We start from the raw sequence: 12,861 nt of genomic DNA on the forward strand, positions 1-12,861 counted from the left end.
GCAAATCTTGCCGGGCAATTGTTGCGACAGGGCCGGGAAACCGCTATCTAGCGCCCACCGAAATTTGGTCCGCTGGCCCTTGAACCCAACCGGATACAGGAAACAGATGAACTCGCTTGATATTGCCAAGCGCCCTGAAGACACGCGCGTTGTTGTCGCGATGTCGGGTGGCGTAGATTCCTCGGTCGTGGCGGGGCTATTGGCCCAGCAGGGCTATGACGTCGTCGGCGTCACACTGCAACTCTATGATCATGGCGAAGCTACCCATCGCAAAGGCGCGTGTTGCGCGGGGCAGGATATTCACGATGCGCGCCGCGTCGCCGCAGCACTGAACATTCCCCATTATGTGCTCGATTACGAAGAGCGCTTCAAAAAGAGCGTGATCGCGCCGTTTGCCAATGCCTATCAGCAGGGCGAAACGCCGGTGCCGTGCATTGCCTGCAACCAGTCGGTCAAGTTCGTGGACCTGATGGCGGTGGCCCAGGATCTGGGTGCCGATGTGCTGGCGACTGGGCATTATGTGCAGTCGCGGCTGGGCGAGGACGGGCGGCGGCAATTGTTCCGGCCGGTCGATGCCGAGCGCGACCAGACCTATTTCCTGTTCGCCACGACGCAGGACCAGCTGGATTATCTGCGCTTTCCGCTGGGCGGGATGAGCAAGGCGGCGGTGCGCGAAATGGCGCGCGAGATGGGGCTTGAGATTGCTGAAAAGCACGACAGCCAGGACATCTGCTTTGTGCCGCAGGGCAAATATGCCGACATTATCCGCAAGATGCATCCCGAGGCGGTGGCGACCGGCGAGATTGTGCATCTGGATGGCCGCGTGCTGGGCAGCCATGAGGGGATCGTCAATTACACGATCGGGCAGCGCAAGGGGCTGGGCATTGCAGCGGCCGAGCCGCTCTATGTGATCAAGCTCGACTACAAGACGCGTCAAGTGATTGTCGGGCAGCGTGAAGCGCTCAAGACCCATACGGTGCGGCTGCGCAACGTGAACTGGCTTGGCGGCACGCCGCTGGCTGAACTGAGTGCGGGCAATGGCGCGCCGGTCGAGGTCAAGATCCGCTCAACCACCGGCCCGCAATCGGCGGTGATCCAGAGCCGCGATGGCGAGGTGTTCGTGACGCTGGTGAGCGGCGAATATGGCGTGTCCCCCGGACAGGCCTGCGTGTTCTATGCCGATGACAGCGCCACGTCCGAAGTCTGGGGTGGCGGGTTTATCGCCGAGGCCGTGCCGCAGGTATTTGCGGCTGCCTGAGGATAATTATTCGGCTGGCGCCTCGGCTGAGGTGGCGGCCGCTTCAGCCCTGGCCTCATTGGCGGCTTCCTTGAGCTGCTGATAGGAGCTCAGCCCACCCATGGCGGTGGAAATGGCGATCAGCACCACCAGCACGCCCATGGCCAGCAGGAACAGGCGCGTGCGGTTGAGCTTGAACGGGCTGGGCTTGGGATCTGTCATGGCGATGGCTTCTCAAAAAAATATCTGCATTGGACCCAAAGCTATTGGGGCCCAGCGGCGTCTTACCACTAGAGTGGCAATTCCGGTAGGCGCGAGTGCAGGCAGCAGTGACGGGACCAGACCCCGAAATACCGATTGATCAGGCCGCGCTGACGCAGGGGCTGGTGCTGCGCGCGCAGAACGGCGATGCGGCTGCGTTCGGCGCGTTGATCGCGGCCCATTATGATCGCATCCACCGGGTGGCCTGGAAATGGAGCGGCAATGCCAGCGATGCCGAAGACATTGCCCAGGATGTCTGCGTCAAGCTGGGCCGGGTGATCGGGCAGTTTGATGGTCGCTCGGCGTTTTCCAGCTGGGTGTATCGCATCACCATCAATGCGGTGCGCGATCTACAGCGGCAATCCACGCGGCGCGCGCGCCAAGTCGAGGCCTATGCCGAGGTCGCGCCGGACGATCACCCTGCCGAACAGGAAGCTGCAGCAACCTCGGTCCAGCTATGGGCGGCGGTGCGGCGGCTGCCCGAGAAACAGCGCGATGCGGTGCTGTTGGTCTATGCCGAAGAGTTGAGTCACGCGGCGGCGGCCGAGATCATGGGCATTGGTGAGGCCACCGTGTCGTTTCATGTCCACCAGGCGCGCAAGACCCTGAGAGGGTTGCTATGAGCAACGAACATCCAAACGATCCATTTGAGCAGCTGCGCGGGACCACTGCACCGACGCCCGATGCTGATGCGCGGCAGAAAGCGCTGGCGGCGGGAATGGCCGCTTTTGCCGGTGCGCAGGAAAAATCGAATGCACCGACCCAAGGAATGGACTGGAGGCAGCGTCTCACTGCCATCATCACTTCCTTGAAAGGGAAATCGATCATGGACCTGCGGATCCCTATTGGTACTGCCGCCATCGCCCTGCTCGTTCTGCCGCTGGGCTATCAGCTTTATTCGAGCACCTCACTGACCCCCAGTGCACCCGCTGCACAGCGCAATGTGGCGCCCTTGGCACCCAGCGAGACCAAAGAGGCGTTGGCGGTGGCCGAGCCTGCGCCGGTGGTGAGCGATCAATTGATGAGCACAGCCGATGCGCCCCAGCCCGCAGCGGCGAGCAAGGCCGCGCCCATGGGGCAGATTGCTCGCAACACGGTGCCGATGGTAATGGCCGAAAGCGATGCCATTGGTGGGGCCATGCCGGCGCCATCGCTGGCCATGGCGCCGGCAGATCCGAGCGGGGACGTGTTCACCGACTTTGAAGAGCAGCGGCTGCAAGTGGTGGCTGATGCGCCGGTGTCGACCTTTTCGGTTGATGTTGATACGGCCAGCTATGCCTATGTGCGGCGGATGCTGGAGGACGGGCTGCTGCCCGAGCCCGATGCGGTGCGTATTGAAGAGCTGCTGAATTACTTCCCCTATGACTATGCGCCAGCAAGCAGCGCAGCGGTGCCGTTTCAGCCCAGCGTGGCGGTTTATCCCACGCCGTGGAACCCGGACACGCAATTGCTGCAGATCGGCATCAAAGGCTATGTGCCGCCGACCGAGGCGGACACGCCGAGCAATCTGGTGTTTCTGATCGACACATCGGGCTCGATGAATGCGCCGGACAAACTGCCGCTGCTCAAGCGCGCCTTCGGGTTGCTGGTTGAGCAGCTGGACGCGCGCGACAGTGTTTCGATCGTGGTCTATGCGGGGTCTGCCGGTGTGGTGCTGGAGCCGACGGCTGCGAGCGAGAAGGCCAAGATCCTGGCCGCGCTGGATGATCTTGCCGCTGGTGGGAGCACGGCCGGGGCCGCTGGCATTCGTCTGGCCTATCAGCTGGCCGAAGAGGCCAAGGTGGACGGCGGCACCAATCGGGTGATCCTGGCGACCGATGGCGACTTCAATGTGGGGATTGACGACCCCGATGCGCTGGAGGACTTCATCAAGACCCAGCGGGACGGTGGCGTCACCCTGTCGGTGCTGGGTTTTGGCCGGGGCAATCTGGATGATGCGACCATGCAGGCGCTGGCGCAGAACGGGAATGGCAATGCCAGCTATATCTCAAGCTTCCGCGAAGCCCAGAAGGTGCTGGTGGAGGAGGGCGGTTCGACCTTGGACATGATCGCCAAGGATGTGAAGGTGCAGGTCGAGTTCAACCCGGCCAGCGTCGCTGAATATCGCCTGATCGGCTATGAAACCCGTGCCCTGGACCGTGAAGACTTCAACAATGATGCGGTTGATGCCGGCGATGTCGGGGCCGGGCATAATGTGACTGCGCTATATGAGATCACGCCTGTCGGTTCGCCCGGCGCACTGGTGGATCCGCTGCGTTATGGCAGCGATGCCCAGGCGGGGGACGCTGAGTGGGAAATCGCGTTTCTCAAGATGCGCTACAAGCTGCCCGACAGCGATGTCAGCCAGCTGATCGAACAGCCCGTGACCGCCGATCTGGCTTATGGCGATATTGCCGATGCCGGGGTGGACCAGAAGTTTGCCGCCGCGGTGGCCGCGTTCGGGCAGAAGCTGAAGGGCTCCGATTATGGTCAGGCCTTGGGTTGGGACGATATTGCTGCCCTGGCGCAGGCCGGTCGGGGCGCCGATGAGAGCGGCTATCGCGCCGAATTCATCCAGTTGGTCCGCACGGCGGCCCTGCTCAAGCCCGACACGGCTGCCGCGTGCCGCGCCACGGCCGAGACGGTCTGCGAATAGACACAAAAAGCCCCCGGCCGCCGGGCCGGAGGCAGATGCTTCAAGCCTAGTCGAGTGGCTTGAGATTGGCCTCGATGCTGGCGCGCTGGCCTTCAAGGAAGGGGGCAGCGACAGGGTTTCGCCCAGCGATTCCATGGGCTCGTCAGTGGCGAATCCGGGAACGTCAGTGGCAATCTCGAACAGGATGCCATTGGGCTCGCGGAAGTAGAGCGAGGTAAAGTAGAAACGCTCGACCTCGCCACTGGAGCGAATGCCAGCCTGGGTCACACGATCGATCCACAGCCGCAGGCTGTCCTGATCGGGGGTGCGGAAGGCGACATGGTGGACGCCACCGGCACCGGGACGGGCTGGACCCATACTGGGATCGACCACGACATGGAGTTCTGCACCCGGACCGCCGGGGCCCATTTCAAAGACATGGGTTTCAGCGGTGTGGCTGGTGGTGGCGTAGGAGCGGACCTTGCGCATGTTCATCACCTGGGTGAGGACAGCCTCGGTACGGTCCAGCCGGGGCACGGCCATGCTGATCGGACCCAGACCAATGATCTGGCGCTCTGCGGGTACGGGCGACTTGGCCCAGGGCACAACCTTGTTGGCTTCATCAATGACCATGCGGAAACGCTGGCCTTCGAAGTCCTCGAAATCGAGCGAGAGCTGCCCGTTGCGCTCCTTGATCGCGCTGGTGCCGACATTGTGGCCCTGCAGGTGGTCTTTCCACCAGTTCAGGCTGTCCAGGCTATCGACGCGCAGGCCGGTGCGGCTGACGGTGTGATTGCCCCGCTGCTCGCGCACGGTATCGAAATCGAAGAAGGTCAGATCGGCACCGGGGGAGGCCACGCCGTCACCATAGAACAGGTGATAGGCGGTGGTCTGGTCCTGATTGACCGTCTTCTTGATCAGTCGCATGCCCAGGGTCTTGGTATAGAAGGCCAAATTCTTCTTCGGCTCGGCGGTGACCGCCGTGAGGTGATGGATGCCTCCGAGTTCGAGCGTCATGGTGAAGTCTCCTGTGGTGGCGCAGCGGGCGCCGTGTCTGTTGGCCTAGATGTAATGCACATTAGCGGGCTTGTGCAGCGGTCCAATTAGGACAGACTGATGTCGATTTTTGAACAACGGGCATTTGATCACTGCCAAGGGGCTGCAAGCCGCTTGACAGCCGCAGGCGCCAAACCTAAATAGGCCGCACTTACGCAGCGCGGGTCACCCGGCGGGCGTAACGTCTTATGGCGGAGTAGCTCAGTTGGTTAGAGCAGTGGAATCATAATCCATGTGTCCCCAGTTCAAATCTGGGCTTCGCTACCAATTTCAAACCCTCAGAGACCGAACGGTTTCTGGGGGTTTTTGGTTTCTGGGGTTCAGTACCGGCCAATGGACTCCGCTTTTGAAGTTTCGTCACTCCCATCTGGTATGGTAGCGGCGGCTGGTGCATGGTGGCCGCGTCTTTACTGAGGGGTTTGCCATGCCGTTTCCTGATCTGATTCAGCCCGAACTCGGGGCCTATAATAGTGCGGTCGAAACGCCGGGGGATTTCTCTGCGTTCTGGGCGAGCACGATTGCCGAAGCGCGGGCGATTGGCGGGACCGTCAGCATGGAGCCGGTGGCCAGTTCGCTCAAGGCCGTCGAGGTGTTCGACGTGACATTCCCCGGCTTTGGCGGGCATCCGGTCAAGGCCTGGCTGATGCTGCCGACGCAGCGGAGCGGGCGGCTGCCGCTAGTAGTACAGTTTCAGGGTTATGGCGGCGGGCGGGGATTTCCACATGAGCAATTGCATTGGACCGCTTCGGGCTATGCCTATCTGCGCATGGATACGCGCGGGCAGGGCAGTGGCTGGAGCACGGGCGCAACGGCCGACCCGGTGGGCTCGACGGCGTCGCTGCCGGGGGTGATGACCAAGGGCATTCTGGACAGACACGACTATTATTATCGCCGCCTGTTCACCGACGGGGTGCGGGCGATTGATGCCATGGTGGCGCAGGACTTTGTCGATGCCAGCCGGATCGCGGTGTGTGGCGGCAGCCAGGGCGGCGGCATCACGCTGGCGGTGGCGGGGATCGACGAGCGTGTGGCGGCAGCAATGCCCGATGTGCCGTTCCTGTCGGACTTTCCGCGCGCCGTAGCCAAGGCGCAGCGAGACCCCTATGGCGAGTTGGTGCGGTTTATGGCCCAACATCGCGACAAGAAGTCCCAAGTGTTTGAAACACTGCGCTATTTCGATGGGGTATGCTTTGCCCGGCAGGCCAAGGCGCCGGCGCTGTTTTCGGTGGCGCTGATGGATGATATCTGTCCGGCATCAACGGTTTACGGCGCCTATAACGCCTATGGCGGCAGCGACAAGACGATCCACGAATATGAGTTCAACAATCACGAAGGCGGCGGGCCTTTTCAGGAGCGCGAGCAGATGAAGTGGCTGGGGCAGCGCTTTGGTGTGTAGGGGATAATTGCCGAAAGGGCTTGCCTTGCGCAAGAAACGCAAATATTGCGTAGATAGCAAGTGAGGCAGACCCGTGGCAGTGCAGAAGCGCGCAAATCAGGCCGACATTGCTGAGCGCCTCGGCGTTTCGGTAAGCACGGTATCGCGTGCGCTGGCCAATGAAATCGGCATTAGCGACGTGGTGCGGCGCGATGTGCAGCGCATGGCGCGCACGCTGGGCTATAAATCCAAGCATATCACAGGGGCGGCGAGCGGGGATAAGCGCGCGGTCGCGCTGGTGCCGCTGGGCAGTGCGACCAGCGGGCTGTCGGGGTTTTATTTCGGTATTGTCGAGGGCATGCGCCAGCAGGCTGCCGAGGCGGGGATGACGCTGGATGTGCGGCTGGTCAATGACCAGATGGTGACGCTGGACATGATCCGCAAACAGCTGGCGCAGGCCGATGCAGGCGGCGTGCTGCTGGCCGGGATCGATGCCTGGGACGAGCTTGCGGTGTGGTCCGCTGCCGAGGATATCCCGTGCATTCTGGTCAATGGCAGTGACCCGCAAATGCGCCTGAGTTCGGTATCGCCGGCCAATTTCTATGGCGCGTATCTTGCCACGCAGCGGCTGCTCGATGCCGGGCATCGCCGTATCCTGCACTATACCCATCGCTACCGGCCCACCATCCTGCAGCGTCAGCGCGGCTTTGAGGCCGCGATCGCGGCAACGCCCGGCGCACAAGGCGTTATCGTCAATTCGGCGGACCGCCATACCGAGGAATTACTGGCCGATGTGCTGGCGGGTAAGCACGATGTGACGGCGCTGTTCAGCTGGAACGACATTGCTGCGGTCGAAATGCTGGAGGGGCTGTATGCGCCGGACAGTCCGGTGCCTGGGGGTTCTCGATCATCGGCTTTGATGATCTGCCGCTGGCCGGCATGGCGACGCCGCGGCTGAGTACGATCCGGGTGGATCGCGAGGCAATCGGGCGCGGTGCCATCCGCTTGCTGGGGCAGCATATGGACGGCGAAACCGCCGTGCAGCAGCTTGAGGTCGGCGTCAAAATGGTCGAGGGCGAAACCGTCTCGACCGTCGTCTGACGCCGGATATTTCAACACTCCCTGAGTAAAAATGTTAGCAGATTGTGCACGTTGAGGGGCGCGCACGGTGGTTATCGACACGCTATGTCCTTGCTCGGACAACGCAAAATGAACAAATTTGCGTAACTTGCGTGATTTGCGCAAATTGCTTGAAATAGCGCAAGTTGTGCAATAGCCTTTCCGACACCAGCAATCGAGGAGACGGTCGAGGGACCGCGGGATGCTGAGGCGGGGAGTGCGACGTGGATTTGCGCCGGTGGAATGTCAAACATGTGCGCATGGTGCTGGCGACAGCGCCCGCGTTTACGCCGTTTGCCAGAAGCGGTGAGCAGGGAGTGGCGCGCATCAAATCCACTATCGGGTCGCAGGCTCTGGCGGGACTGCTCGAGCAGGCGCGGGCCGATGCGGTCGCGCCCGTTCCGGCGCTGCCCGCTGCGCTCTATCTGGAATTCATGCGGACCGGACGGCGCGAGGGCTATGAAGATGCCCAGCGCGAGCGGCGGCAGATGCTGTATCGCCTGACCCTGGCTGAATGGCTTGAGGGCGAAGGCGCCTTTATCGACGCGATTGAAAATCTGGCCTTCGCACGGCTCGAAGAGACCAACTGGTCCTGGCCTGCGCATGGGCGGGTGCTCGACATGCCGGATCGGCCGACGCTTGATCTGGCTGCAGCGATGAGCGCGCTGGATCTGGCGGAGATGGATTATCTGATCGGCGACAGGCTGTCCGCACCCTTGCGCGCCCGGTTGCGCAGCGAGACCGATCGGCGCGCCATCGCCCCGTTCCTTGAGCGCAATGATCACTGGTGGCTGCACACCACGCCGCAAAAGCAGGTTAATAACTGGACGGCGGTGTGTGTCGCCGGGGTGGTTGGCGCTGCGTGCTATTTCGAAAACGATCTGGATCGGCTGGCCGAGATCATCACGCGCGGGCTGCACAGCCTAGCCGACTATCTGGAGACCTTTGACAGCCAGGGTGGATCGAGCGAAGGGCCCGATTACTGGTCCTATGGCTTCGGCAATTATGTGGTGCTGGCGCAGTTGCTGGCGGCGCGCACGGGCGGGCAGATCGATCTGCTGAATGACGCGCGGGTGCGGGCGATTGCCGAATTTCCGGTGCGCACCATTTTGACCCAGGGCATCTGGGCGAGCTTCTCGGATTCCGACAGCACCCCGCAGTTTCATCCCGGGCTGCTGGCCTATCTGGCCGAGCGGCTTGACCTTCCTTCGCTGACCCAGCTGGGCATGAGCAACGATTTTACGGTGCAAGGCTTCAACCAGTTCGTCTGGCCATTGCGGCAATATGCGTGGCCGCTGCCGAAAAGCGAAACCGCTTTCGGGGGCACAGTGCATGACTGGTACGCCGACATGGCCTGGATGATCAGCCGGCTGGACCCGGATAATCCCGGTTCGCTGCGGCTGGCGATCAAGGGCGGGCACAATGACGAGATGCACAACCAGAACGATGTTGGCTCGTTCATGGTGGTGCACAATGGCCGCGTCGTGCTGACCGATCCGGGGCGCGGGCGCTATTCCAAGGCCTATTTCGGCCCCGAGCGGTACGAGAACATCATGGCCTCCTCGCGCGGGCATTCGGTGCCGGTGGTCAATGGCCATGCGCAGGCCGAAGGCGCCGCGCATGCCGCGCGCGTGCTCGACCATGGTCATGGCGCCGAGCAGGATCGGCTGCGGCTCGAGATGGCAGCGGCCTATCCGGCAGCAGCAGGGCTCAAGACGCTGGAGCGCGATGTGGTGTTTGACCGCGCCGTGCCCGGTGGGCGGATCGAACTCACGGACAGTTTCAGTTTTGCCGATGGTGGCGGGCAGTTCGTGTCCGCGCTGATCACCCCGCTGGCCGTGCAGGTCGGCAGCGCCACGGTGCGCATTGGCGATGACAATGGCGGGGTGGTGGTGGGGTTCGACCCGGCCATTGTGCAGGTCGATACCGAACGCCACCCCGGCGTCGAAAAACAATATGCCCCCTCGGTCGATCTGACCCGTGTGCTGTTTACAGCGGCGGGACAGGCAGCGACCGGCAAGGTGGTGCTGGAGATCTCACCGTTCTGAGCGAGCGGGAGCGCCGGTCAGCGACCGGCAAGAAGAGGGCGTGGATGCCCAAACCATCCACGCAGTTACGGATGACGACACTGTGTCGGCATGCGCCTGACGAGAACCCGGGTGAGGGAAAGCCCGGAAAGGGAGGACTATAATGAAACATGATGCAAATTTCGGTCGCATGCGAGGCCGCAACGGTCTGCGTCTGGCCGGTGCAGTGGCGCTGAGCGCACTGCTTGCGGCTGCCGGACCGGCGCTGGCGCAACAGGCGCCCGAGCTTGATGCGCTGGTGGCCAGCGGTGACCTGCCGCCGCTTGAAGAGCGCCTGCCTGCCAATCCGCTGGTGCTCAACGCCGACAGCATCGGCACCTATGGCGGCACCTGGCATATGGGCATGCGCGGCGGCGGCGATAACGGGCTGATCGTCAAGACCGTGGCCTATGAAGGTCTGGTGCGGTTTGACCAGGAATGGAAGACCGTGGTGCCCAACCTGGCCGAGAGCTGGGAAGCCAATGAAGACGCCACCGAATACACCTTCCATCTGCGTCAGGGCGTGAAATGGTCGGACGGCACCCCGTTCACCAGTGCCGATATCGAATTTGCCGTCGAGATCTATAACGACCCCGATTATCCGGCCGGCAGCTGGATCGACAACGTCAACAATCCCGTGCATCTCGAGGTGATTGACGATTACACGTTCAAGTTCCGGTTCGATCAGCCCAATGGCATGCTGATGGACGAAATGGCCAGCGTGAACGGCATTCACATCACCTCGCTGCAGAAGGCCTATTGCAGCCAGTTCCACCCCAAATATAACGAGAATGCCGCTGCCGAAGCTGAAGCCAAGGGCTTTTCGAGCTGGGCGCTGTATCTGCAGGACCGTTGCGCCTGGGGCTGGGAAACCATCCGTTTCTCCAATCCTGATCTGCCAACGCTGTATGCCTGGGTGATCGACCAGCCCCTGTCGGCCAATGCTAGCCACGTGACCTGGGATCGCAACCCCTATTACTGGAAGGTCGACGCTGAGGGTAACCAGCTGCCCTATATGGATCATCTGGACATGCGGGTCAGCGAATCCATCGAAGAGCTGACACTGCTGGCGCTCAATGGCGAGATCGATTTCCAGGAACGCCACATCGCCACCAATACCAACAAGCCACTGTTCTATGACGGGCAGGAAGCGGGCGATTATCACCTGGGCGAGATCATCCCATCGGCGTCCAATACGCTGGTGCTGCAGCTCAACTTCAACCATGACGATCCGGTCAAGCGGGCGCTGTATCAGGACAAGAACTTCCGCATCGGCATCTCCGAAGCCATTGACCGCGAAGAGATCGTCGATGTGGTGTTCACCGGTCAGGGTGAACCCTTCCAGGTGGCACCGCGTCCGGAATCGCCGTTCTATGACGAAGAGCTGGCCAAGCAGTACACCGAGTTCAATCCCGAAAGCGCGATCGAGCATCTTGAAGCGGCCGGCCTGACCGAAACCAATGGTGACGGCGTCCGCCTGATGAGCGATGGCCGTCCGGCTAAGATCACGGTCGATGTGATCTCCTCGCTGCGGCCGGAATGGATCGATATTCTCGAAATCATGCAGCTGCAGCTCAGCTCGGTCGGCATTGAAATCGAGCTCAACAATATCGACCGTACGCTGTTCTACGACAAGCGCCCGGGCAATGAGTTCGATGCGCAGGTCTGGGCCGGCGACGGTGGTCTCGAAGTGGTGCAGGAGCCCCGCTACTACTTCCCGGCCAATGATGAATCGGTCTGGGCCTGGCGCTGGGCACAGTGGTTCAACGGCACGCGTCCTGAAATCGCCGAAGAGCCCGCTGACTGGGCCAAGGAACAGATGGAGCTCTACAAGCAGATCCGTTCCTCGAGCGATCCCGATCAGCGTGCTGACCTGATGAAGCAGATCCTGGCGATCACCAAGGAGCAGTTCCCGGTGATCGGCGTCAGCCTGATGCCGAACGGCTATTCGATCATCAAGAACAATCTGGGCAATGCGCCTGAGACGATGTTCAACGCCTGGCTGTTCCCGACGCCATCGCCGATGGATCCGGCCACCTGGTACTTCAAGTAAGCGGGGGACGTCCTCCCCTCCCGCCCGATCCCCTCGCGGCCGCAATGGCCGCGGGGGACCCTGAAACCGACTAGAGTATCCGACAATGGTCCAGTTCGTGATCCGGCGTTTCATCGCCATGGTGCTGACGATGTTTGCCATCTCGTTTGTGGCCTTCGCTATCATCCAGCTGCCACCCGGCGATTATCTGACCGCCTATATTGCCCAGCTTTCGGCGACCGGCGAGCAGGTCGACCCCAAGGTGATCGAGAACCTGCGCCAGCAATACGGCCTGGGCGAGCCCTATCTGGTGCAGTACTGGAAATGGGTGAGCGGCATCATGGTGGGTAATTTCGGCCAGAGCTTTGAGTGGAAGCGGCCGGTGTCCGAACTGATCTGGGGCCGGCTGGGCAATTCGATCCTGCTCGAAGGCATTGCGGTGATCGCCATGTGGCTGATCGCGCTGCCAATCGGGATCTACGCCGCTGTGCGCAAATACTCGCTGGGCGATTATCTGGCGACCGTGCTGGGCTTTATCGGCCTGGCTGTGCCGAACTTCTTTTTCGCGCTGATCCTGATGTATCTCAGCTTTACCTGGTTCGGCGAAACCATTGGCGGGCTGTATTCGCCCGAATTCGAGAACGCGCGCTGGAGCCTGGCCAAGCTGTGGGACTTCCTGTCCAATGCCTGGATCCCGGTGCTGGTGCTGGCCACGGCCGGTACAGCCGAACTGATCCGCATTCTGCGCGCCAACCTGCTTGATGAGCTTAAAAAGCCCTATGTGACCACGGCCCGGGCCAAGGGCCTGCCGGAGTGGCGCGTCATTCTGAAATATCCTGTTCGTCTGGCGCTCAACCCGCTGGTCTCCACCATTGGCTGGCTGTTGCCGGCGCTGGTGTCGGGCTCGGTGATCGTGTCAGTGGTGATGAACCTGCCGACGGCCGGACCGATGCTGCTGCGCTCGCTGACGACGCAGGACATGTATCTGGCAGGGGCCATCATCCTGCTGCTGAGTGTGCTGACGGTGGTCGGTACGTTGATTTCGGACATCCTGCTGGCCTGGATCGATCCGCGCATCCGGTATGGCGGCAAGTAAATGAC

At 61.8% G+C, this 12,861-nt stretch carries 10 protein-coding genes, 1 tRNA gene and 1 pseudogene; 10 read left to right on the forward strand and 2 right to left on the reverse strand.

What is annotated here, in order from left to right; translation table 11 throughout:
• The first annotated feature begins 106 nt into the window (after positions 1–106).
• On the forward strand, positions 107–1,258 hold the full coding sequence (gene mnmA / locus AC0L37_RS02795; RefSeq protein WP_282222065.1) for a tRNA 2-thiouridine(34) synthase MnmA: 1,152 nt from the start codon (positions 107–109) through the stop codon (positions 1,256–1,258).
• Positions 1,259–1,264: 6 nt separating this feature from the next.
• Here mnmA and AC0L37_RS02800 read toward each other — a convergent pair whose 3' ends face one another.
• On the reverse strand, positions 1,265–1,459 hold the full coding sequence (locus AC0L37_RS02800) for a hypothetical protein (RefSeq protein ID WP_212656936.1): 195 nt from the start codon (positions 1,457–1,459) through the stop codon (positions 1,265–1,267).
• Positions 1,460–1,608: 149 nt separating this feature from the next.
• Between AC0L37_RS02800 and AC0L37_RS02805 the strand changes: the two genes are divergently transcribed.
• Both AC0L37_RS02805 and AC0L37_RS02810 read left to right on the forward strand, forming a co-directional pair.
• Entirely contained in the window at positions 1,609–2,121 is a 513-nt protein-coding gene (locus tag AC0L37_RS02805; RefSeq protein WP_282223032.1) for an RNA polymerase sigma factor, read from the forward strand.
• Positions 2,122–2,324: 203 nt separating this feature from the next.
• Positions 2,325–4,133, forward strand: coding sequence for a YfbK domain-containing protein (locus tag AC0L37_RS02810; RefSeq protein ID WP_282222064.1), 1,809 nt, complete (start codon positions 2,325–2,327; stop codon positions 4,131–4,133).
• 46 nt (positions 4,134–4,179) lie between these two features.
• Here AC0L37_RS02810 and AC0L37_RS02815 read toward each other — a convergent pair.
• A pseudogene (locus AC0L37_RS02815) lies at positions 4,180–5,129 on the reverse strand (ring-cleaving dioxygenase).
• A 229-nt stretch (positions 5,130–5,358) separates the two neighbouring features.
• Here AC0L37_RS02815 and AC0L37_RS02820 point away from each other — a divergent pair.
• From AC0L37_RS02820 to AC0L37_RS02850, 7 genes are all read left to right on the forward strand, one after another.
• Positions 5,359–5,435 (forward strand) — tRNA-Met (locus AC0L37_RS02820).
• 157 nt (positions 5,436–5,592) lie between these two features.
• Positions 5,593–6,564 carry an acetylxylan esterase gene (locus AC0L37_RS02825; RefSeq protein ID WP_282222063.1) on the forward strand — a complete coding sequence of 324 codons (972 nt, stop codon included), beginning with the start codon at positions 5,593–5,595 and terminating at the stop codon, positions 6,562–6,564.
• A gap of 73 nt (positions 6,565–6,637) precedes the next feature.
• Complete coding sequence (locus AC0L37_RS02830; protein WP_282222062.1) at positions 6,638–7,501, forward strand: LacI family DNA-binding transcriptional regulator; 864 nt, start codon at positions 6,638–6,640, stop codon at positions 7,499–7,501.
• The gene (locus AC0L37_RS02835; RefSeq protein WP_282222061.1) at positions 7,483–7,644 is read left to right on the forward strand and encodes a substrate-binding domain-containing protein; all 162 of its coding nucleotides are present in this window, start codon (positions 7,483–7,485) and stop codon (positions 7,642–7,644) included. The genes AC0L37_RS02830 and AC0L37_RS02835 overlap by 19 nt, the downstream gene beginning before the upstream one ends.
• A gap of 242 nt (positions 7,645–7,886) precedes the next feature.
• Positions 7,887–9,710 (forward strand): heparinase II/III domain-containing protein, encoded by a 1,824-nt coding sequence (locus tag AC0L37_RS02840; RefSeq protein ID WP_282222060.1) that lies wholly within the window; start codon positions 7,887–7,889, stop codon positions 9,708–9,710.
• A gap of 142 nt (positions 9,711–9,852) precedes the next feature.
• Positions 9,853–11,781, forward strand: coding sequence for an ABC transporter substrate-binding protein (locus AC0L37_RS02845; RefSeq protein WP_282222059.1), 1,929 nt, complete (start codon positions 9,853–9,855; stop codon positions 11,779–11,781).
• A gap of 85 nt (positions 11,782–11,866) precedes the next feature.
• A complete protein-coding gene (locus AC0L37_RS02850; RefSeq protein WP_269370318.1) occupies positions 11,867–12,856 on the forward strand; it encodes an ABC transporter permease in 990 nt (329 codons plus the stop codon).
• Positions 12,857–12,861 lie beyond the last annotated feature (5 nt).

Source organism: Devosia sp. J2-20, assembly GCF_055808475.1.